This is a genomic window from Streptomyces sp. NPDC086554 (genome assembly GCF_040686095.1).
Classification (GTDB): Bacteria; Actinomycetota; Actinomycetes; order Streptomycetales; family Streptomycetaceae; genus Streptomyces.
The window spans coordinates 92,958-112,829 of record NZ_JBFBJK010000005.1 but is presented as its reverse complement, the minus strand read 5'-3'; the positions used below and the strand labels follow the sequence as shown (position 1 = coordinate 112,829).

Below are 19,872 nucleotides of genomic sequence, written 5' to 3'. Positions count from 1 at the left end.
CGGTGGGCTCTGAGAGACTGGTCGGCGTTATGACTGAGACCGCACCCTTGCGTGCCCGCGCCGAGATCGATTTGGCCGCCCTCCGGGCCAATGTGCGGACTTTGCGTGCCCACGCGCCAGGCGCCGCGTTCATGGCCGTCGTGAAGGCGAATGCGTACGGACATGGAATGGTGCCCTGCGCGCGGGCCGCGATCGAGGCCGGTGCCACCTGGGTGGGCACCGCGACCCCCGAGGAGGCGCTCGCGCTGCGTGCCGCCGGGATCCAGGGGCGTCTGATGTGCTGGCTGTGGACCCCGGGCGGGCCCTGGCGTGAGGGCGTCGAGGCCGATCTCGACATGTCGGTGAGTGGTCTTTGGGCGTTGCGCGAGGTGACGGCCGCCGCGCGAGAGGCCGGGCGCACGGCGCGTATTCAGTTGAAGGCCGACACGGGGCTCGGGCGGGGCGGCTGTATGCCGGGTGACTGGCCCGAGCTCGTCTCGCAGGCGCTGCAGGCCGAGGGCGAGGGGCTCGTGCGCGTCACCGGGCTCTGGTCGCACTTCGCGTGCGCCGACGAGCCGGGGCATCCCTCCATCGCCGCCCAGCTCGAACTCTTCCGCGAGATGGTCGCCGCCGCCGAGGAGCGGGGGATCCGGCCCGAGGTGCGGCACATCGCCAACTCGCCGGGCACGCTCACGCTGCCGGAGACCCATTTCGATCTCGTACGGCCCGGCATCGCGATGTACGGGATCTCGCCGAGCCCCGAGGTGGGGACGCCGGAGGACTTCGGCCTGCGTCCCGTCATGACGCTCAGCGCCTCGCTCGCCCTGGTGAAGCACGCCCCCGGGGGGCACGGCGTCAGTTACGGGCATCACTACGTCACGCCCGGGGAGACCACCCTGGGCCTCGTCCCCTTGGGGTACGGGGACGGGATCCCGCGGCACGCATCGGGCACCGGACCCGTTCTCGTCGGCGGCAAGTGGCGCACGGTCGCCGGGCGTGTGGCGATGGACCAGTTCGTGGTCGACCTCGGCGGTGACGAGCCGCCGGTCGGTTCCGAAGCCGTCCTGTTCGGCCCCGGCGACCGGGGCGAGCCGACCGCCGAGGACTGGGCGCAGGCGGCGGGCACCATCGCGTACGAGATCGTCACCCGCATCGGTTCGAGGGTTCCGCGCGTCTATGTGAATGAGCGGTCCGAGAAGGACGAACGGCTCGACGACTGAGGAGGAGCGGCACGTGAGCGAGAGCAGCACGGGGGCGGCCGCGGAAGCGGTGACGGAAGTCGCCGCTGCGGCCGGGAACTGGCGCAGGGCCGGCATCGCCGGTGCCGCGATAGGTGTCGTCGCGGCGGGCGCCGCGGCCGGTGTCGCCATCGAGCGGCTGACCGTCGGCCGCGGCATGCGCAAGAAGGCACGGCTCGCGCTCGACGCGTCGGGTCCGTACGGATCGCTGCGCGGCATGCCGGGCAAGGCGTACGCGGACGACGGCACGGAGCTCTCGTACGAGGTCGACGAGGTCGAGGCGGAGAGTGCGCAGGCACCGCGGCGGCGCAGGCTCTTCGGGCGCAAGGTGCCTGCTCCGGTCACCGTCGTCTTCAGCCATGGCTACTGCCTGAGTCAGGACTCCTGGCACTTCCAGCGGGCCGCCCTGCGCGGTGTCGTGCGGTGTGTCTACTGGGACCAGCGCAGCCACGGCCGGTCCGGGCGCGGCGTCGCGCAGCTGGAGGACGGGAAGCCGGTCTCCATCGACCAGTTGGGGCGGGACCTGAAGGCCGTCATCGACGCAGCCGCGCCGGAGGGGCCGCTGGTCCTTGTCGGGCACTCCATGGGCGGCATGACGACGATGGCGCTTGCCGACCAGTTCCCCGAACTGATCCGCGAGCGGGTCGTGGGCGCCGCCCTTGTCGGTACGTCGTCGGGGCGGCTCGGCCAGGTCAACTTCGGGCTTCCGGTGGCCGGGATGAACGCCGTCCGGCGCGTCCTGCCCGGCGTGCTGAAGGCGCTGGGCTCTCAGGCCGACCTGGTGGAGCGGGGGCGGCGGGCCACATCCGATCTGTTCGCGGGGATCATCAAGCGCTACTCGTTCTCGTCGAAGGACGTGGACCCGGCGATCTCGCGGTTCGCCGAGCGGATGATCGAGTCGACGCCGATCGACGTGGTCGCGGAGTTCTATCCGGCGTTCGCCGAGCACGACAAGGCGGAGGCGCTGCGGTACTTCGCCGAGCTGCCGGTGCTCGTGCTCGCGGGGGAGAAGGACCTGGTGACGCCGAGCGAGCACAGCGAGGCGATCGCCGATCTGCTCCCGGAGGCCGAGTTCGTGCTCGTACCGGACGCGGGGCATCTGGTCATGCTGGAGCACCCCGAAGTGGTCACCGACCGGCTCGCGGACCTGCTGGCGAGGGCCGGTGCCGTCCCTGCGGCGGCGGATGCGCGGACCTCGAGCGGCTGACGCAGCGGCTAACGTGGTCGGTATGGAAGCACCGCACGAGGCGACCCCCGCCACCACCCTCAAGATCACCGTCAACTCGCCCGAGCAGATGGGCGAGTTGGGCCGTCGGCTTGCCAAACTGCTGCTCCCCGGCGACCTCGTGATGCTCTCCGGCGAGCTCGGCGCGGGCAAGACGACCCTGACCCGGGGCCTCGGCGAGGGCCTCGGCGTACGGGGCGCCGTCACGTCCCCGACCTTCGTCATCGCCCGCGTCCACCCGTCACTCGGCGACGGACCGCCGCTGGTGCATGTGGACGCGTACCGCCTGGGCGGCGGGCTCGACGAGATGGAGGACCTCGACCTCGATGTCTCGCTGCCCGAATCGGTGATCGTCGTGGAGTGGGGTGACGGCAAGGTCGAGGAGCTCTCCGACGATCGGCTGCGCGTGCTGATTCACCGGGCGGTGGGCGATACGACCGACGAGGTGCGGGAAGTGACGCTGAGCGGCGTCGGGGCGCGCTGGGCGGAGGCGGACCTCACGCTGCTGGCCGCGTAGTCCCGTGCGGGGCCTTTGCTTTCGTACGTTTCACTGAAGGTTCCGACAAGGCGTCGGGAAGATGTTGCGCGGGGCGCTCTGCGCGTGGTCACATGGATACCGGTACAGGTTAGGTCTACCTAACCATGTCTGCCCCGGAGCCCCAGGAGGCGCCCATGTCGGCTTCTGAACGTGACGCGCGGCGGGCCCCTGGGCCTTCGGGCGTTTCCATGAGCGTGCTGTTGGCTTCGTGTGCGGCGGCCAGGGCGGTGTCTACGCCGCCGCGTGCGCCGGAGCGGCAGCCCCGGGAGCGGAAGAGCGCCTAGGAGTCTGCCTCGGGGGCGCCATGCGCGGCTGCGGGTGCGTCTTGGTTGCTCGCGCAGTTCCCCGCGCCCCTTTGGGGCGCTCCAGCGGGGCGCCTCTTCGGGACCCTAGGGAACGACCACTACCTTCGCGCTGATCGTTGCGAACTCCCACATCGCGTTGCCGTTCTCTCGGGACTGGCGGATGCCGCCCGTCTTCTTCGACGGGTCCGGCTTCGGGGTCGAGCCGTCCACCGCCGAGCTGAAGCCGATCGCGATGCCGTCCACGCTGGTGAAGCGCACGACGTGCTCGATCGGCACGCCGTCCGTTCCGGTGACCGTCCCGGAGCGCGAGCTGACGGCGTACGTACCCGGTACGGGGTCCACCGTGCTCGGCGTGACCTTGTACGTGCGCTGCGCCTTGCCGGAGGCCTTGACCAGCCACACGCGGTCATCGCCCACCGAGTAGATGACCCGCTCGCCCGTGCCGGACTGCGCGGGGACCGCCTTCGGGTGGGCCTTGTCCTTCGGGGAGCGTGACGCGGAGGCCGACGGGTCGGCGTCCGGCTTCCGGCCCGCCAGGTGGTCCGGCGCGCTGGCCGACGCCTGGTACGCGAGGAAGCCGACCGCGGCGAGCGCGGCGGCGGTGAGCCCGGCCACGAATCCCGAGCTGCTCCTGGACAACTGCGCCACCCTCTTCGTACTCCGCACGGCTACGCGTTGACGGTAGCAGCAGGCGTGCGGCTTCCCCGGTCGGCCGTGCGCCGTGCGCCGGAGCCGTAGGCTGTTCGCGTGCTCTTGCTCGCTCTGGATACCGCAACCCCCGCCGTCACCGTCGCCCTGCACGACGGGTCGTCCGTCGTCGCAGCCTCCAGTCAGGTGGACGCCCGCCGTCACGGCGAGCTGCTGCTGCCGGCCGTCGACCGAGTGCTCGCCGAAGCGGGGCTGAGACTCGACGCGGTGACCGGCATCGTCGTCGGCGTGGGCCCCGGCCCCTACACCGGTCTGCGCGTCGGCCTGATGACCGCCGACACCTTCGGCCTCGCGCTCGGTGTGCCGGTGCACGGCGTGTGCACGCTCGACGGCCTCGCGTACGAGTCCGGCATCGAGAGCGGCCCCTTCGTCGTCGCCACGGACGCGCGGCGCAAGGAGGTCTACTGGGCGCGCTACGCGGACCCGCGCACCCGCCTCACCGACGCCGCCGTGGACCGGCCCGCGGACATCGCGGAAGCGGTGGCGGGGCTGCCCGCCGTCGGCGCCGGCGCGGTGCTCTACCCCGACACCTTCCCGGACGCCCGTGCCCCCGAGCACGTCTCGGCGGCCTCGCTCGCCTCGCTCGCCGCGGAGAAGCTCGCCACCGGCGAGGAGCTGATGGCCCCCAGGCCGCTCTACCTGCGCCGCCCTGACGCGCAGGTCCCCAAGAACTACAAGGTGGTCACCCCCAAGTGACGTCCGTGACGACAGTTGTCCTGCGCGAGATGCGCTGGTGGGACATCGATCCCGTCTTCGTCCTCGAGAAGGAGCTCTTCCCGGACGACGCCTGGTCGCGCGGCATGTTCTGGTCCGAGCTCGCCCACGCGCGCGGCCCGCTCGCCACCCGCCGCTATGTGGTGGCCATGGACGGCGAACGGCTCGTCGGGTACGCGGGGCTCGCCTCGGCCGGCGACCAGGCCGACGTACAGACCATCGCCGTGGCCCCGAGCCACTGGGGCACGGGGCTCGGCTCCCGGCTCCTGACCGATCTGCTGAGCGCGGCGACGGCCTTCGAGTGCGCCGAGGTCATGCTGGAAGTGCGGGTCGACAACACACGGGCGCAGAAGCTGTACGAGCGCTTCGGCTTCGAGCCCATCGGCTTCAGACGCGGCTACTACCAGCCGGGCAACGTGGACGCCCTGGTGATGCGCCTGACCGATCCATCAACCTCAGTGAATCCCGTGCAAGGAACCGACACCCATGGCTGACGAACCGCTCGTACTCGGCATCGAGACCTCCTGCGACGAGACCGGCGTCGGCATCGTCCGCGGCACCACCCTGCTCGCCGACGCCGTGGCCTCCAGCGTCGACGAGCACGCACGCTTCGGCGGTGTCGTGCCCGAGGTCGCATCGCGCGCGCACCTGGAGGCGATGGTGCCGACCATCGACCGCGCCCTGAAGGAAGCGGGCGTGACGGCGAAGGACCTGGATGGCATCGCGGTGACCGCGGGGCCCGGGCTCGCGGGTGCACTCCTTGTGGGCGTATCGGCGGCCAAGGCGTACGCGTACGCGCTCGGCAAGCCGCTCTACGGCGTGAACCACCTGGCCTCGCACATCTGCGTCGACCAGCTGGAGCACGGCACGCTGCCGGAGCCGACGATGGCGCTGCTCGTGTCGGGCGGCCACTCCTCGCTGCTCCTGTCCGCCGACATCACGTCGGACGTGCGTCCGCTGGGCGCGACCATCGACGACGCGGCGGGCGAGGCCTTCGACAAGATCGCGCGGGTGCTGAATCTGGGCTTCCCGGGCGGTCCCGTCATCGACCGGTACGCGAAGGAGGGCGACCCGAGCGCGATCACCTTCCCGCGCGGGCTCACCGGGCCGCGCGACCCCGCGTACGACTTCTCCTTCTCCGGTCTGAAGACGTCCGTCGCGCGCTGGATCGAGGCCAAGCGGGCCGCGGGCGAGGACGTCCCGGTGCGTGACGTGGCGGCGTCCTTCCAGGAGGCGGTCGTCGACGTGCTGACCCGCAAGGCCGTGCGGGCCTGCAAGGACGAGGGCGTCGACCACCTGATGATCGGCGGCGGCGTGGCAGCCAACACCCGTCTGCGTGCGCTCGCGCAGGAGCGCTGCGAGGCGGCCGGTATCCGCCTTCGGGTGCCGCGGCCGAAGCTGTGCACGGACAACGGCGCGATGGTCGCCGCGCTCGGTGCGGAGATGGTGGCCAGGAATCGCTCGGCCTCGGCCTGGGACCTGTCCGCGGACTCCTCGCTCCCGGTGACGGAGCCGCATGTGCCGGGCCACACGCACGATCACTCCCATGAACACGATCACTCCCACGATCATGTGCACGAGGTCAGCAAGGAGAACCTGTACTCGTGACCGTCGCGCTGATGTGGGAGGCCCGCGCCGCCGAAGGGCGGGGCGACGAGCTGCTCGCCTGGGCGCGCGCGCAGGTCCTGGACGGTGCGCCGGTCCGGCGGGAGAGCTTCCGCGCCCCGCAGGACCGGGTGCTCGTGCTGACGTGGTGGGACGCCGCGTACGACGCCGACCTTCCCGAACTGCCGGAGCCCGCACCCGAGTTGGTGACCCGGGCCGTGCACAGGTGGCGGTTCGAGTCGGTCGGCGTGGACTGACCGGCTGCTCCTCGGGCTACTCCTCGGGCGTGCGGAGCAGCGTCACCACGGCCACGATCATGAGCGGGACCGTCAGGAACGTCGTCAGGAGCGCCAGCGTGCCGACGGTGCTGTCGAAGTAGGCGTCGAACTGGCCGTCGGCGAAAACCGGCACCAGGCCGCGCACGTCCAGGTACAGCGAGATGAACGCCAGCGTCAGCGCGGCACCGCGGGCGGCCGCGAAGCCGCGCAGCAGGAAGATGCCGACCAGCAGCGGCGCCATCACCATGGCGATGGTGTGGAACGTGTACGGGATCGACGGGCCGTGCGAGGCGTCGACCACGTTGCGGAAGAAGTCCTCCGCGCTCGTGTTGCCGCCGTACGTGCCGCCCACGAGATACACCTCGGAGCGCGTGAGCCGGTAGACGAGCCAGCCGAACGCTGCGGCGCCGCACAGCAGCAGGGAGACGCCGGCGGCGATGAACCCTGGCCGGGTCGTCGCCGGGCGGTAGCCCGGAATCGGCGGTCCGTAGCCGGCGGGTCCGTGGCCGCCGGGCGTCGCATCGTGCGGGGCGGCGTACGGAGTGCCGTATCCGGCGTTCGGAGCGCCGTACCCGGCGTGCGGCGCGCCGATCGGCTGCGGGCCGCCCGCGAGCCGGCCCGCGCGCACCATCTCGATCAGGACCCCGGTGCCCACGATGAGCCCCGCCACGCGGAAGACGATGAGCCAGGTTCCGTAGTCGAGCTGGTCGAACATCGACCGGTACCCGTCGGAGACCGCGAGCCCCACAAGTTCCCGCAGCGACAGTCCGATCAGGACCACCGCGAGCAGCATCAGCGCCCCGCGCGCCACGCGTCGCCGCCCGAGCGCGAGTGCACCCGCCACCAGGGCGGCGGTGATCAGCGCCCAGTCGTTCGGCGTCTGCGCCCAGGGGACCAGGCCCGCCCGCGGGTCCCAGAGGGCCTTGAAGAAGTCCCCCTCGTCCTGGCCGCGTTGGCTCGTCTCGTACGCGATCCAGCCCGCGGCCGCGAGCGCGTACAGGATGACGGCGCCGCCCATCCGCAGATACGCCGGTCCGTCCGCCCCGTACACGCGGCTTCTCGTGGCCTGCGCCGTCGATCCCTGGCTCAGCATCGCCATCTGTTCCCCCGATGAACGTTTAGGTGCGTTCCGCCTGCCCCAGGAGCCCGTCGATGACCGCTCCCAACTGCTTGGACACGTCGTAGTCCGCAGTCAGTTCCAGCCAGCTATCGGCGAGTGCGGTCATGTGGGGCAGCTCATCGGCGTCCGCGTCCGTGATCATTTCGGGGAAGTGGCGCCTGCGGTCGGGTTCCTCGGCGCGGCGTGCCATCGCCTGACGGAAGACCAGATCGCCGTACACGCAGTGCCAGATGGTGCGGTAGGCGGCGACGGCCTGACCCGGGGTGAGTCCGAGCGTCATCGCCGAGCCGACGATCTCCTCGACCATCCACAGCGCGCCCTTGTCGGTGAGATCGCCGAGGCTCAGGACCTCGACCACCCAGGGCATGCGCGCCAGCGTGCCGTGCATGTGCACGGAGACCGCGAGCATCCGGTCGCGCGGGTCGTCGGGCAGCTCGGGGCGGGGGACCGAGTCGGCCGTGCCGGACAGGGTGAGCATCAGGAGCTCGTCCTTGTCGCGTACGTGGTGGTAGAGCGCCATCGGGGTCGTGCCGACCTCCTTGGCGACCCGGCGCATGCTGAGCGCGGCGACGCCCTCCTCCTGGAGGATGCGGCGCGCGATGGCGACGATCGTGTCGAGGTCGATGCGGCTGGGGCGGCCGCGTTTCTTCTTCTCTGTTTCAGCTGCCACGTGGCTCATTGTCGCGCCTGCCGCCGTGCCAGGCCCCGGCGCGCGGCACATCCCGATTGATTTTCTATACGCGTATAGTAATGTGCCTGGGCATGGTGAAAACTGCTGACTCGACGCCCTCGCACACCCGTTGGCTGCTGCCGGTGCTGCTCACCGTGCAGTTCCTCGTCTCGCTCGACATGTCCGTCGTGAACATCGCCCTGCCCGACATCGGCGACGACCTCGGCTTCGGAGCCGATTCACTGATCTGGGTGGTCAACGCCTACGCGCTGGCCTTCGGCGGCCTCCTCATGCTCGGCGGGCGGCTCGCCGACCTGGTGGGGCGGCGGCGCACCCTGATCGCCGGCTTCGCGGTCTTCGGCGCCGCGAGCCTGGCGGGCGGTCTCGCCGGCACTCCGGGGCAGCTCGTCGCGGCGCGGGCCGTGCAGGGCGCGGGCGCGGCGGCGCTCGCACCCGTCGCCCTCGCGCTGATCACCGTCAACTACGAGGCGGGGGCCGCGCGTTCGCGGGCGCTCGGGCTCTGGGGGGCGTCGGGAGCGCTCGGCGGTGCGGTCGGCGTGATGGCGGGCGGACTGCTCACGGACTGGGCCGGCTGGCGCTCCGTGATGCTGATCAATGTCCCGGTGGTGCTCGCCGCGCTCCTCCTCTCGCGCGGCGGCGTGCCCGCCGACCGACGCACCGGGCCCGCGCCGCGCCTCGACGTGGTGGGGGCGCTGCTCGTCACGGCGGGCATGGCGGTACTGGTCCTCGGGCTCGTGCGTACGGAGACGTACGCATGGGGATCCGGTACGACCCTGGGCACGCTGGGCGCGGCGGCGGTGCTGCTCGCCGCCTTCGCCGTCGTCGAGTCCCGCAAGCGGGATCCGCTGCTGCGGCTCGGCCTGCTCACCCACCGGCCCGTGCTCTCCGCGAACGCCTTCGCGCTCCTGATGTCGTCGGGGCAGTTCGCCGCCTTCTACTTCACCTCGCTCTACCTCCAGGAGGTGCTTTCGTACGGGCCGACGACGGCGGGAGCGGCCTTCCTGCCGTTCTGTGTGGGCGTCGTCGCAGGGTCGGTGATCTCGGCGCGGACCGTGGTGCGCTTCGGGGAGCGGGCACTTCTGGTGACCGGCGGACTCCTCGGGGCGGCGGGGCTCGCCTGGTTCGGGCTCACGGTGGGCGTCGACGGCACGTTCCTCAACTCCATCCTGGGGCCCTCGATGGTCGCGAGCGTGGGCATCGGCATGTGCTTCGTGCCGCTGGGCACGGCCGCGACGTCGGGTGTCGCCGCGGAGGAGACCGGCATGGCGTCGGGGCTGCTCAACAGCTCCCGCCAGCTGGGCGGCTCGCTGGGGCTCGCGGTCCTGGCCACGGTGGCGTCGGGGGTCACGGGGGACGGGCGCGGGACAGGGGCGCTGGCCGACGGATACGCGACGGCGTTCTGGGTCGCGGCGGCGCTCCTCGTCGCGGCCGCGCTTGCGACAGCGATGCTGCATCGCGCGCCCGCACGGCCCCGACCTGCGCAGACGCATGCCCAGGAAGAAACTTCGAAGAATCTCGGCGACGATGTCGATCCGGGCGTCTCCCGTTCGACGCATGGGTGAGAGGCGGGAAGAAGCCCCGCCCGCGCACCGAATGGAGAACCGGTCATGCCGCGCTACCTGACGATGATCCGCATCGACGAGAAGAACGCGCCCGAGGGCGGCCCGAGCCCCGAGATGGGGCAGCGCATGGGCGAGCTGCTCGAAGAGATCACCAAGGCGGGCGTCATGCTCGACACCGCCGGCCTCACGCCCACGTCCCAGGCCTCCCGGGTGCACTGGGAGGGCGGCCGCCTCTCCGTCACGGACGGGCCGTTCACCGAGGCCAAGGAGGTCGTCGGCGGCTACTCGATCTCACAGTGCAAGGACAAGGCCGAGGCGATCGAGTGGGCAAGCCGCTTCCTGAAGACCCATGACGAGGAGTGGACGGTGACGGCGGAGGTCCGGGAGATCGCGGAGGGCTGAGTCTTTGCGGTGCGCCGTGTCTTTGCGGTTTTGCGGTGCCTGGCGCAGGGTGCTCTGATGGTTGGCCGTGACGGCCCACTCTTCTGAGCACCCTCGCCCTTCCGAGCGCCCTTGCCCGGACGCCTCCCGCGGCGCCATCGACACCGTCTTCCGGATCGAGTCGCCGCGCGTCGTCGCCGGTGTCGCGCGGATCGTGCACGACGTGGGCATCGCCGAAGAACTGGCACAGGACGCGCTGGTCGCCGCGCTCGAACAGTGGCCGGCGACCGGCGTCCCCGACAACCCGGGCGCCTGGCTGATGACCACGGCCAAGCGCCGCGCCATCGACCTCGTACGCCGCAGGGAGCGCTACGCGCGCAAGCTGGCGGAGATGGGCCGCGACCTGGAGGCGGCGCCGCCGTCCGCCGCCGACCCGGCCGACGCCGACCCGGCCGACGCCGACCCCGACGACATCGACGACGACCTCCTCCGTCTCGTCTTCACCGCCTGCCACCCGGTGCTCTCCGCCGAGGCCCGCATCGCGCTCACGCTGCGGCTGCTCGGCGGTCTGACGACGGCGGAGATCGCCCGCGCGATGCTGGTCCCCGAGCCGACGGTGGCCCAGCGCGTGGTGCGCGCGAAACGCACCCTCGCCGCCAGAGGGGTGCCCTTCGAAGTTCCGTACGGCCCCGACCGCGAGGCCCGCCTCGGATCGGTCCTGGAGGTCATCTACCTCATCTTCAACGAGGGGTACGCGGCCACGGAGGGCGACGACTGGCTGCGCCCTTCCCTCTGCGAGGACGCGCTCCGCCTTGCCCGCGTGCTGTCCGGTTTGATGCCGAAGGAGCCCGAAGTGCACGGCCTGGCGGCGCTGTTGGAGCTCCAGGCCTCGCGCGCGGCGGCGCGGACGGGCCCGGCGGGCGAGCCGGTGCTCCTCGCGGAACAGAACCGCCGCCGGTGGAACCAGGCGCTGATCCGGCGCGGTTTCGCGGCGCTCGCGCGGGCACGGGCGGTGGCCACGGGTGGCCCTGGCCCGTACGCCCTGCAGGCCGCGATCGCCGCGAACCACGCGAACGCGGCTTCGTACGAGGAGACGGACTGGGCCCAGATCGCCGCCCTGTACGCCCTGTTGGCCGAGCGGGCGCCCTCGCCGGTGGTCGAACTGAACCGCGCGGTGGCGGTGTCGATGGCGGTCGGCCCCGGCGAGGCGCTGCCCCTGGTGGACGCGCTGACCTCTGAACCGGCCCTGAAGGGCTACCACTTGCTGCCGAGCGTGCGGGGCGATCTGCTGCTGCGCCTCGGCCGCAGGGCGGAGGCGCGGGAGGAGTTCGAGCGGGCGGCGGGGCTTGCGCGGAATGGGAGGGAGCGGGAGTTGTTGCTGGGGAGGGCGGCCGACTGCTGAGGTTTCGCTGGGAGGTTCAGAGTCTGCGGGTCCGCTGTGGCTGGTCGCGCCCACGCGGCGGAGCCGCATGTGTCACAGCCCCGCGCCCCTTACGGGGCCGGGTGCCCGATCAGCATCGTCGGTGCCCCGCCCACCCGCGTGAGGAAAACCGTCGCCGAGTTCTTGCCCTGCGGCTTCACCTTCCGGCGCAGTTCCTCCGGCTCCACCGCCGACCCCCGCTTCTTCACCGTCAGGATCCCGACCTCACGCTCCTTCAGCAGCGCCTTCAACTTCTTCACCCCGAAGGGGAGTTGATCGGTGATCTCGTACGCCACCGCGTACGGCGTCTCATGCAGCGAGTCCGAAGTGACGTACGCGATCGTCTCGTCGACAAGACCGCCCTCGACCCGCGCCGCCACCTCCGCCACCAGATGCGCACGGATGACGGCGCCGTCCGGCTCGTACAGATAGCGCCCCACCGCCCGCACCTCCGGATCCGGCAGCATCGCGTCGAGCGAGGACCACAGCGAGGCCCCGGAGGGCAGCAGCGTCGCGCGGTGCGAGGCGGGGGAGTCGGTGCCGAACCACAGCACGGCCTCCTTCACGTCCCCGCCGTCCGAGATCCACTCCGCCGCGGCGTCGTCCGGCACCGCCTCGTGCGGAATCCCGGGAGCGATCTTCAGCGCCGCGTGCGGCGCCTTGCGGGCGGCCTCGATGGCCCAGGAGAGGGGCGGCGAGTAGGCCTCGGGGTCGAAGATGCGGCCCCGCCCGCCCCGCCGGGCCGGGTCCACGAAGACCGCGTCGTACGCGGATGCGTCCACCTCGGTGACATCGCCCTCGCGGACCTCGATCAACTCGGCGAGCCCAAGGGCCTCCGCGTTCGCGCGCGCCACCGCGCAGGTCAGCGGGTCACGGTCGACGGCGAGGACGGCGATCCCGGCCCGCGCGAGCGCGATCGCGTCGCCGCCGATGCCACAGCAGAGGTCGGCGAGACTGCGTACGCCCAGTGCCTTGAAGCTCTCCGCGCGGTGCACGGCCACGCTCGTCCGCGTCGCCTGCTCGACGCCGTTCGGCGTGAAGAACATCCGCCCCGCGTCCTCGGCGCCGAACTTCGCCACCGCACGCCGCCGCAGCCGCGCCTGCGCGAGCACCGCCGTGACCAACTCCGCCGGGTGCTCGCGGCGAAGGCGGGTTGCGACGGCCAGCTCCCGCGCCGGATCGGCCTCCCGCACCTCGTCGAGATCGAGCAGAGACCGGCCCTCGGGGGTGAGCAGCGCGGAGAAGGAGGCCAGGGCGTGGTCGAGGTCGTTCACCCGGCCCATTGTGGGCCAGTCGGTGGATGGTGCGCGCGCGACGGCGGTGTCGGCCCTTCATCAGGGCCGTGAGCTGCAAAGATCCGGCGCCATGCAACTAGTACGACAAAATGATCAATACGGCAGAAGGTGGAAGCGACGGAAGAACCAGGCACGGCTCACCGTGGCTGCCCTCACCGCCGCCGCGATCGCCTCCGGCTGTGCCTTCGGAGGCGAGGACGGCGTGCAGCCCGCCCCCGGCCGGCAGCGCCTCGACGCCCCGCCGGCCCGCGCCCTCGACTCCTACGCCCAGAAGCTCCGCGTCGCCCAGGTCGCCCGCGCCGCCACCGCGAAACGCTGGGGCCTGACGAAGACCCCGCTGGCCGCTCCCGCGGCACCCGCCAAGAAGCCGCGGATCACCACCCGCAAGGGCTTCGAGGTCAAGGGTCAGGCGGGCCTGCCGCCCGTCTTCACGACCATCCCGACCAAGAAGAAGATCGTCTTCCTGACCATCGACGACGGCGCCGAGAAGGACCCGGCGCTGCTGAAGATGATGAGCGAGCTGAAGATCCCGTACACCGCGTTCCTCAGCGACTACCTGGTCAAGGAGGACTACGGCTACTTCAAGAAGATGCAGTCCCGCGGCGTCGCCCTGAACAACCACACCCTCAACCACCGCTATATGCCGGGACTTTCGTACGCGGGCCAGCGCCGCGAGATCTGCGGCATGCAGGACACCATCCAGAAGCGGTACGGCAAACGCCCCGAGCTCTTCCGCCCGCCGTACGGCAACTACAACAAGGACACGCTGCGCGCCGCCAAGTCCTGCGGCATCAAGGCGGTTCCGCTGTGGGCGTCCGAGGCCTTCGCCGACCGCATGGAGTGGCGCGAGTGGGACAAGGACCTGCACCCCGGCGACATCATCCTCACGCACTTCAGGGGGCGCGAGCATTGGAAAGGCACCATGCCCGACATGATCCGCAAGGTCATGAAGACGGTCACGGGCAAGGGGTACGCGGTGGCCAGGCTGGAGGACTACCTGTGACCGGGCGGGCGCGGCGATTCCTTGCCGGAGCCCTCACGGCAGGCGTCCTCGCGCCCGCACTGCTCACGGGCTGCGCTCAGTCGGTGGACCCGATCGAGAGGTTGGGCAGAAAGGCGGCAGAGAAGATGCCGCAGAAGAAGCCGCCTCCTGGCTGTGGGCAGGCGTTCCGCAAGGCGGAACGGGTGGGCACAGCCCCACCCGCCGGGCCACAAAAAACGGAACGGCACGAGGCAACGCAGACGGAACCCCCAGCCCCGGAGAGGCGTTGCCCCGAGGGGCGCGGGACGCCGTCGGCACGCCCCGGGGGCGCACCCCCCGGTTAAGACCCGCGTCAGCAATTGGCACTCCGCTTGACCGAGTGCTAATCCCCGTCCTAGTCTCAGCTCTGGCACTCCCCAATGGAGAGTGCCAATAGCGACGGGCAGGTCCGGCACCCGCGACGACGGATCCACCTGGTCGCCACTTCAGACTGTTAACCCCGTAGATCTCCGAAGGGGGAGACCGGATCGTGACGACCGCCAGCTCCAAGGTTGCCATCAAGCCGCTCGAGGACCGCATTGTGGTCCAGCCGCTCGACGCCGAGCAGACCACGGCCTCGGGCCTGGTCATTCCGGACACCGCGAAGGAGAAGCCCCAGGAGGGTGCTGTCCTCGCCGTGGGCCCGGGCCGCTTCGAGAACGGCGAGCGCCTGCCGCTCGACGTCAAGGTCGGCGACGTCGTGCTGTACAGCAAGTACGGCGGCACCGAGGTGAAGTACAACGGCGACGAGTACCTCGTCCTCTCGGCTCGCGACGTGCTCGCGATCGTCGAGAAGTAATTCACCCCGAAGCAGAAACATTGCTTTGAGCTGCGCCCCTGGTCACCCCGCTGATTGCCGGGCGGCGAGGGGCTCAGCTCGTTAAACCCGAGTTTTCGAGAGGGCTGAACCGCTCCCATGGCGAAGATCCTGAAGTTCGACGAGGACGCCCGTCGCGCCCTCGAGCGCGGCGTCAACAAGCTTGCCGACACGGTCAAGGTGACGATCGGCCCCCGCGGCCGCAACGTCGTCATCGACAAGAAGTTCGGCGCCCCGACCATCACCAACGACGGTGTCACCATCGCCCGTGAGGTCGAGGTCGAGGACCCGTACGAGAACCTCGGCGCCCAGCTCGTCAAGGAGGTGGCGACCAAGACCAACGACATCGCGGGTGACGGCACCACCACCGCGACCGTGCTCGCCCAGGCCCTCGTCAAGGAAGGCCTGCGCAACGTCGCCGCCGGTGCGTCCCCGGCCGCCCTGAAGAAGGGCATCGACGCCGCCGTCGCCGCCGTGTCCGAGGAGCTCCTCGCCACCGCGCGCCCGATCGACGACAAGGCCGACATCGCGGCCGTCGCCGGTCTGTCCGCCCAGGACCCGCAGGTCGGCGAGCTCATCGCCGAGGCGATGGACAAGGTCGGCAAGGATGGTGTCATCACCGTCGAGGAGTCCAACACCTTCGGTCTCGAGCTGGACTTCACCGAGGGCATGGCCTTCGACAAGGGCTACCTGTCCCCGTACATGGTGTCCGACCAGGAGCGTATGGAGGCCGTCCTCGACGACCCGTACATCCTCATCCACCAGGGCAAGATCTCCTCCATCCAGGACCTCCTGCCGCTGCTCGAGAAGGTCATCCAGACCAACGCCTCGAAGCCGCTCCTGATCATCGCCGAGGACGTCGAGGGCGAGGCCCTTTCGACCCTGGTCGTGAACAAGATCCGCGGCACCTTCAACGCCGTCGCGGTGAAGGCCCCCGGCTTCGGTGACCGCCGCAAGGCCATGCTCGGTGACCTCGCCACCCTCACCGGCGGCACCGTCATCGCCGAAGAGGTCGGCCTCAAGCTCGACCAGGTCGGCCTGGACGTGCTCGGCACCGCCCGCCGCGTGACCATCACCAAGGACGACACCACCGTCGTCGACGGTGGCGGCGACGCCTCCGAGGTCGCGGGCCGCGTCAACCAGATCAAGGCCGAGATCGAGGCCACGGACTCCGACTGGGACCGCGAGAAGCTCCAGGAGCGCCTCGCGAAGCTGGCCGGCGGCGTGTGCGTCATCAAGGTCGGCGCCGCCACCGAGGTGGAGCTCAAGGAGAAGAAGCACCGTCTGGAGGACGCCATCTCCGCGACCCGCGCCGCGGTCGAGGAGGGCATCGTCTCCGGTGGTGGCTCCGCTCTGGTGCACGCCGTCAAGGTCCTCGAAGGCAACCTCGGCAAGGAGGGCGACGAGGCCACCGGTGTCGCGGTCGTCCGCCGCGCCGCCGTCGAGCCGCTGCGCTGGATCGCCGAGAACGCCGGCCTCGAGGGCTACGTCATCACCTCGAAGGTTGCCGAGCTCGACAAGAACTTCGGCTTCAACGCTGCGACCGGCGAGTACGGTGACCTGGTCAAGGCCGGTGTCATCGACCCGGTCAAGGTGACGCGCTCCGCGCTGGAGAACGCCGCCTCTATCGCTTCGCTGCTGCTGACGACTGAGACGCTGGTCGTCGAGAAGCCTGCTGAGGAAGAGGCTGAGGCCGGGCACGGGCACGGGCACGGTCACTCGCACTGACCCGCTGCGCTGAGCTGAACTGAGGCCCGGTGCCCCCTGGTTGGGGCGCCGGGCCTCAGTGTTTTCGGATGCTCGTCTGCCGGGATCCGCGCCGTTTCCGACTGCGGGTCGTGGTCCGTCCTCGCGCAGTTCCCCGCGCCCCTTAAGGGGCGCGTCTCCTACTGCGGGCCGTACTTTCTTCCCGTACGGGATGTGACTCCGCCCAGCAGTGCCCTCGGCGTCACCTTCACCACCCCCATCAGGGTCTTGTACCTGGGGTCCGGGATGGACAGGGTCTTGCCCCGCGCCAAGTCGGACAGGGCCGCCGCGACCAGCTTGTCGGCGTCGAGCCACATCCACTTGGGGATGTTGGACGTGCCCATCCCTGCGCGCTCGTGGAACTCGGTCCGTACGAATCCGGGGCACAGCACCATCAGCCGCACCCCGGAGCCGGCCAGGTCCTTCGCCGCCCCCTGGGTGAACTGCACGACCCACGCCTTCGAAGCGCCGTACGTCCCGCGCGGCACGAACGCCGCCACCGACGCGACGTTGACGACACCGCCACGGCCCCGCTCCCGCATCGCCTCCGCGGCCGCCGACGTCAGCCGGAGCACCGCCTCGCAGTGCACCTTGAGCATGGTCAGCTCGTCGGCCATGGGCACCTCGAGGTAACTGCCCTTGTTGCCGAACCCGGCGTTGTTGACCAGGAGGTCGACCGGATTCCTGCGGTCTCCGAGTCGCTTCTCGACGGCGGCGATCCCGTCGTCCGTGGCGAGGTCGGCGGTCAGCACCTCCGCCTCGATGCCGTGCCGGTCGTGCAGTTCGGTCGCCTGTTCCCGCAGCCGCTCGGTGTTCCGTGCCACGAGGACCAGGTTGTGGCCGTCACCGGCGAGCCGCCGGGCGAAGGCCGCGCCGATACCGGCGGTCGATCCCGTAATCAGAGCCGTAGTCATGGACCAAGGCTAGTGAGATCCGGACGACCGCTGCGCCGCAGGCCCGCGCCGTACCAATCCCCGCACTACTCCCCGTACTTCTCCACGTACTTGCGCGCCGACTCGATCGACTCGGGATGCAGCGCGTCGCCCGCCGCAAGCAGCCTCGGCAGCAGGTTCTTCTCCGTCGTCACGGCCCTGAACTGGAAGGCGACGGTGACCTCGTGGTCGGGACGGTGCACGATCTCGATCGCGTCCCCGCCCCGGATCTCACCCGGCTCGATCACCCGCAGATACGCGCCGGGAGCGCCCTGCTGGGTGAAGCGCTTCACCCATGCCTTCTCGCCGACGTGGCCCTGGAACGTGCGGCAAGGGATGCGGCTGGAGGTCACCTCGAGGAGCAGGTGGGAGCCGACGCGCCAGCGCTCGCCGATCTTCGCGCCGCTCACGTCGAGCCCTGACGTCGTGAGGTTCTCGCCGAATCCGCCGTTGGCCAGCGGGCGCCCGAGCGTGTGCTCCCACTGGTCGAGGTCCTCGCGCGCGAAGGCGTACACCGCTTGGTCGTTCCCGCCGTGGTGCCGCAGATCGCAGACCTCGTCCCCGGCAAGGCCGCTCCCGCCGACCCCCTTCTCGCCGGGCGGGGTCACCCGGACGGCCCCATCGGCCGGCTGCTTGTCGATGCCGGTGCCGCCCGAGGGCGCGTCGGTGTACTCGACGGCCCTGAGTCGGCCCAGATTCACAGAGAGAAGCTTCATGAGAGCAGGCTAGGCGAGCCCGCTCAAAGCGTCGACGCAATATTGGGCACTTCGCCCAAGTGTCGCTTATGCTCGAATCATGATCGAGGCCCGTCATCTCCGTGTCCTGCGTGCGGTCGCCGCCACCGGCTCCTTCTCCGCCGCGGCGCGCGAGCTCGGCTGCACCCAGCCCGCCGTCAGCCAGCAGATGAAGGCGCTCGAAGGCTCGGCCGGCACACCGCTGCTCATCCGCACGGGCCGCGAGATGCGTCTGACCCAGGCGGGCGAGGCCCTGGTCCGGCACGCCGCCGGGATCCTGGCGGGGCTCACCGCCGCCGAGGAAGAGGTCGCCGCCATCGCGGGCCTGCGGGCCGGCCGTGTCCGCCTCGTCTCCTTCCCCAGCGGCAGCTCGACCCTGGTGCCGAGCGCGCTCGCGGCTCTGCGCGCCGCGCACCCGGGCACCCGGGTCTCCCTGGTCGACGCCGAGCCACCGCGCTCGGTCGAGATGCTGCGCGAGGGCGACTGCGATGTGGCGCTCGCCTTTCGGTACGAAGGGGCATCGGCCGCCGAGGAGTGGGACGACCTGGTGGTGCACCCCCTGCTCGCCGACCGGCTCGTCGGTCTCGTGCCTGAAGGGCACCGGCTCGCGAAGGCGGAGTCGGTCGCCATGGGGGAGCTCGCCGACGAGCCGTGGATCGCGGGCTGTCCGCGCTGTCGCAGGCAGCTGGTCGAGGTCTGCGAGGGGGCGGGTTTCGTGCCCCGGATCGATTTCGCGACGGACGACTATCCGGCGGTGATCGGCCTGGTCGGCGCGGGCCTGGGAGTCGCGGTGCTGCCCGAGCTCGCCATCGAGTCGGTACGCCCCAAGGGTGCACGCACGGTGACGGTGGAGCCCGCCGTGCAGCGCGAGATCGTCGCGCTCACCTTGCCCGATCTGGCACAGGTGCCCGCGGTGGCTGCCACCCTTGACCACCTCGCGCGGGCCGCAGAGCGCTGAGCGCCTGCGAAGAAACGTTCCTTCAGTTCCGCGACACCGCGCGGCCGCCGACCGCTGACGCCGTCGTCGGTGGCGACGCCGACGCCGTGACCAGGCGGTTGCGGGCGCGGCCCATGAGTTCCTCGCGCTCGTCCTCGGTGAGCCCGCCCCACACGCCGTACGGCTCGCGCACCGCGAGTGCGTGAGCGGCGCACTCCGCGCGCACCGGGCACCTCATGCAGACCTCCTTGGCGGAGTTCTCACGCGCGCTTCGTGCCGCGCCACGCTCGCCCTCGGGGTGAAAGAAGAGCGAGCTGTCGACCCCGCGGCAGGCCGCGAGGAGCTGCCAGTCCCACAGATCTGCGTTCGGTCCGGGAAGGCGGGAGAAATCTGCCATTGCTTGTCTCCTGGTAGCCGTTCTGCGCGGATACGGTGCCCACGACCGTACATCTACTGTCTAAGGAGATGAAAATATGACTCATTGGAAAATCTAGTCACAGACACCAGCAAAAGGGAAGGAAAGCAGCTAAATGGGGCATGGCTTGTGATGAAAGGTTGAGGGTCTCTCGCGCTGCCTCCGCTGTGTCCGCGCCCTCACGTAGAGTGCCGAAGGAGGCTGACCGCCC

The 19,872-nt window shown here is 70.8% G+C and carries 21 protein-coding genes; 14 read left to right on the top strand and 7 right to left on the bottom strand.

The features are described from left to right. Window positions 1–29 precede the first annotated feature (29 nt). The 3 genes from alr to tsaE are packed head-to-tail and all read left to right on the top strand — an operon-like array spanning window position 30 to window position 2,959. The gene (alr, locus tag AB0O76_RS09880; protein ID WP_365487304.1) at window positions 30–1,199 is read left to right on the top strand and encodes an alanine racemase; all 1,170 of its coding nucleotides are present in this window, start codon (window positions 30–32) and stop codon (window positions 1,197–1,199) included. A 13-nt stretch (window positions 1,200–1,212) separates the two neighbouring features. Further along, complete coding sequence (locus AB0O76_RS09875; RefSeq protein WP_365487301.1) at window positions 1,213–2,424, top strand: alpha/beta hydrolase; 1,212 nt, start codon at window positions 1,213–1,215, stop codon at window positions 2,422–2,424. 22 nt (window positions 2,425–2,446) lie between these two features. Then, a complete protein-coding gene (gene tsaE, locus AB0O76_RS09870) occupies window positions 2,447–2,959 on the top strand; it encodes a tRNA (adenosine(37)-N6)-threonylcarbamoyltransferase complex ATPase subunit type 1 TsaE (protein WP_365487299.1) in 513 nt (170 codons plus the stop codon). 410 nt (window positions 2,960–3,369) lie between these two features. Here the strand turns inward: tsaE and AB0O76_RS09865 are convergent, their stop codons facing one another. Beyond that, a complete protein-coding gene (locus AB0O76_RS09865) occupies window positions 3,370–3,924 on the bottom strand; it encodes a hypothetical protein (RefSeq protein ID WP_365487296.1) in 555 nt (184 codons plus the stop codon). Window positions 3,925–4,032: 108 nt separating this feature from the next. Between AB0O76_RS09865 and tsaB the strand changes: the two genes are divergently transcribed. Genes tsaB through AB0O76_RS09845 form a run of 4 tightly spaced genes read left to right on the top strand, consistent with a single transcriptional unit; the run spans window position 4,033 to window position 6,569 of the window. Beyond that, on the top strand, window positions 4,033–4,689 hold the full coding sequence (tsaB, locus tag AB0O76_RS09860) for a tRNA (adenosine(37)-N6)-threonylcarbamoyltransferase complex dimerization subunit type 1 TsaB (protein WP_365487293.1): 657 nt from the start codon (window positions 4,033–4,035) through the stop codon (window positions 4,687–4,689). A 29-nt stretch (window positions 4,690–4,718) separates the two neighbouring features. Continuing rightward, window positions 4,719–5,201, top strand: coding sequence for a ribosomal protein S18-alanine N-acetyltransferase (gene rimI / locus AB0O76_RS09855; RefSeq protein WP_365488056.1), 483 nt, complete (start codon window positions 4,719–4,721; stop codon window positions 5,199–5,201). Then, window positions 5,194–6,315, top strand: coding sequence for a tRNA (adenosine(37)-N6)-threonylcarbamoyltransferase complex transferase subunit TsaD (gene tsaD / locus AB0O76_RS09850; RefSeq protein WP_365487291.1), 1,122 nt, complete (start codon window positions 5,194–5,196; stop codon window positions 6,313–6,315). The genes rimI and tsaD overlap by 8 nt, the downstream gene beginning before the upstream one ends. Continuing rightward, complete coding sequence (locus AB0O76_RS09845; protein ID WP_365487288.1) at window positions 6,312–6,569, top strand: hypothetical protein; 258 nt, start codon at window positions 6,312–6,314, stop codon at window positions 6,567–6,569. The genes tsaD and AB0O76_RS09845 overlap by 4 nt, the downstream gene beginning before the upstream one ends. 16 nt (window positions 6,570–6,585) lie before the next feature. Here AB0O76_RS09845 and AB0O76_RS09840 read toward each other — a convergent pair whose 3' ends face one another. Both AB0O76_RS09840 and AB0O76_RS09835 read right to left on the bottom strand, forming a co-directional pair. Beyond that, the gene (locus AB0O76_RS09840) at window positions 6,586–7,689 is read right to left on the bottom strand and encodes a hypothetical protein (RefSeq protein WP_365487285.1); all 1,104 of its coding nucleotides are present in this window, start codon (window positions 7,687–7,689) and stop codon (window positions 6,586–6,588) included. Between the two features lie 19 nt (window positions 7,690–7,708). Continuing rightward, window positions 7,709–8,380: a helix-turn-helix domain-containing protein gene (locus tag AB0O76_RS09835; protein WP_365487282.1), complete on the bottom strand. Its 672-nt coding sequence runs from the start codon at window positions 8,378–8,380 to the stop codon at window positions 7,709–7,711. Window positions 8,381–8,472: 92 nt separating this feature from the next. On the opposite strand from AB0O76_RS09835, the gene AB0O76_RS09830 reads away from it, so the two are divergent. The 3 genes from AB0O76_RS09830 (at window position 8,473) to AB0O76_RS09820 (ending at window position 11,746) form a co-directional block, all read left to right on the top strand. After that, window positions 8,473–9,963 carry an MFS transporter gene (locus AB0O76_RS09830; protein WP_365487279.1) on the top strand — a complete coding sequence of 497 codons (1,491 nt, stop codon included), beginning with the start codon at window positions 8,473–8,475 and terminating at the stop codon, window positions 9,961–9,963. Window positions 9,964–10,008: 45 nt separating this feature from the next. Continuing rightward, window positions 10,009–10,365 carry a YciI family protein gene (locus AB0O76_RS09825; protein WP_365487276.1) on the top strand — a complete coding sequence of 119 codons (357 nt, stop codon included), beginning with the start codon at window positions 10,009–10,011 and terminating at the stop codon, window positions 10,363–10,365. 136 nt (window positions 10,366–10,501) lie between these two features. After that, window positions 10,502–11,746 (top strand): sigma-70 family RNA polymerase sigma factor, encoded by a 1,245-nt coding sequence (locus tag AB0O76_RS09820; RefSeq protein ID WP_365488053.1) that lies wholly within the window; start codon window positions 10,502–10,504, stop codon window positions 11,744–11,746. Between the two features lie 89 nt (window positions 11,747–11,835). Here the strand turns inward: AB0O76_RS09820 and AB0O76_RS09815 are convergent, their stop codons facing one another. After that, window positions 11,836–13,047: a methyltransferase domain-containing protein gene (locus AB0O76_RS09815; protein ID WP_365487273.1), complete on the bottom strand. Its 1,212-nt coding sequence runs from the start codon at window positions 13,045–13,047 to the stop codon at window positions 11,836–11,838. An 82-nt stretch (window positions 13,048–13,129) separates the two neighbouring features. Between AB0O76_RS09815 and AB0O76_RS09810 the strand changes: the two genes are divergently transcribed. The 3 genes from AB0O76_RS09810 (at window position 13,130) to groL (ending at window position 16,625) form a co-directional block, all read left to right on the top strand. Then, entirely contained in the window at window positions 13,130–14,062 is a 933-nt protein-coding gene (locus AB0O76_RS09810) for a polysaccharide deacetylase family protein (protein WP_365487270.1), read from the top strand. A gap of 508 nt (window positions 14,063–14,570) precedes the next feature. Further along, on the top strand, window positions 14,571–14,879 hold the full coding sequence (gene groES / locus AB0O76_RS09805) for a co-chaperone GroES (protein ID WP_006347174.1): 309 nt from the start codon (window positions 14,571–14,573) through the stop codon (window positions 14,877–14,879). 117 nt (window positions 14,880–14,996) lie between these two features. Beyond that, window positions 14,997–16,625 carry a chaperonin GroEL gene (gene groL / locus AB0O76_RS09800; protein ID WP_365487266.1) on the top strand — a complete coding sequence of 543 codons (1,629 nt, stop codon included), beginning with the start codon at window positions 14,997–14,999 and terminating at the stop codon, window positions 16,623–16,625. A gap of 158 nt (window positions 16,626–16,783) precedes the next feature. Here groL and AB0O76_RS09795 read toward each other — a convergent pair whose 3' ends face one another. Together AB0O76_RS09795 and AB0O76_RS09790 are read right to left on the bottom strand one after the other, a co-directional pair. Continuing rightward, complete coding sequence (locus AB0O76_RS09795; protein WP_365487263.1) at window positions 16,784–17,557, bottom strand: SDR family oxidoreductase; 774 nt, start codon at window positions 17,555–17,557, stop codon at window positions 16,784–16,786. Between the two features lie 65 nt (window positions 17,558–17,622). Then, a complete protein-coding gene (locus AB0O76_RS09790; RefSeq protein WP_365487260.1) occupies window positions 17,623–18,291 on the bottom strand; it encodes an MOSC domain-containing protein in 669 nt (222 codons plus the stop codon). Between the two features lie 79 nt (window positions 18,292–18,370). Between AB0O76_RS09790 and AB0O76_RS09785 the strand changes: the two genes are divergently transcribed. Further along, on the top strand, window positions 18,371–19,267 hold the full coding sequence (locus AB0O76_RS09785) for a LysR family transcriptional regulator (protein WP_365487257.1): 897 nt from the start codon (window positions 18,371–18,373) through the stop codon (window positions 19,265–19,267). 22 nt (window positions 19,268–19,289) lie between these two features. Here AB0O76_RS09785 and AB0O76_RS09780 read toward each other — a convergent pair whose 3' ends face one another. Beyond that, window positions 19,290–19,643, bottom strand: a complete 354-nt coding sequence (locus AB0O76_RS09780; protein ID WP_365487254.1) for a WhiB family transcriptional regulator — start codon at window positions 19,641–19,643, stop codon at window positions 19,290–19,292. Between the last annotated feature and the right edge of the window lie 229 nt (window positions 19,644–19,872).

What these genes read in the sequence shown, in the direction of transcription:
- AB0O76_RS09785 (WP_365487257.1), top strand. Translation starts at nt 18,371, where the DNA reads ATGATCGAGGCCCGTCATCTCCGTGTCCTGCGTGCGGTCGCCGCCACC.
- alr (WP_365487304.1), top strand. Translation starts at nt 30, where the DNA reads ATGACTGAGACCGCACCCTTGCGTGCCCGCGCCGAGATCGATTTGGCC.
- AB0O76_RS09795 (WP_365487263.1), bottom strand. Translation starts at nt 17,557, where the DNA reads ATGACTACGGCTCTGATTACGGGATCGACCGCCGGTATCGGCGCGGCC.
- AB0O76_RS09815 (WP_365487273.1), bottom strand. Translation starts at nt 13,047, where the DNA reads ATGGGCCGGGTGAACGACCTCGACCACGCCCTGGCCTCCTTCTCCGCG.
- tsaD (WP_365487291.1), top strand. Translation starts at nt 5,194, where the DNA reads ATGGCTGACGAACCGCTCGTACTCGGCATCGAGACCTCCTGCGACGAG.
- AB0O76_RS09810 (WP_365487270.1), top strand. Translation starts at nt 13,130, where the DNA reads ATGCAACTAGTACGACAAAATGATCAATACGGCAGAAGGTGGAAGCGA.
- AB0O76_RS09840 (WP_365487285.1), bottom strand. Translation starts at nt 7,689, where the DNA reads ATGGCGATGCTGAGCCAGGGATCGACGGCGCAGGCCACGAGAAGCCGC.
- AB0O76_RS09825 (WP_365487276.1), top strand. Translation starts at nt 10,009, where the DNA reads ATGCCGCGCTACCTGACGATGATCCGCATCGACGAGAAGAACGCGCCC.
- rimI (WP_365488056.1), top strand. Translation starts at nt 4,719, where the DNA reads ATGCGCTGGTGGGACATCGATCCCGTCTTCGTCCTCGAGAAGGAGCTC.
- AB0O76_RS09790 (WP_365487260.1), bottom strand. Translation starts at nt 18,291, where the DNA reads ATGAAGCTTCTCTCTGTGAATCTGGGCCGACTCAGGGCCGTCGAGTAC.
- groL (WP_365487266.1), top strand. Translation starts at nt 14,997, where the DNA reads ATGGCGAAGATCCTGAAGTTCGACGAGGACGCCCGTCGCGCCCTCGAG.
- AB0O76_RS09780 (WP_365487254.1), bottom strand. Translation starts at nt 19,643, where the DNA reads ATGGCAGATTTCTCCCGCCTTCCCGGACCGAACGCAGATCTGTGGGAC.
- AB0O76_RS09830 (WP_365487279.1), top strand. Translation starts at nt 8,473, where the DNA reads ATGGTGAAAACTGCTGACTCGACGCCCTCGCACACCCGTTGGCTGCTG.
- tsaE (WP_365487299.1), top strand. Translation starts at nt 2,447, where the DNA reads ATGGAAGCACCGCACGAGGCGACCCCCGCCACCACCCTCAAGATCACC.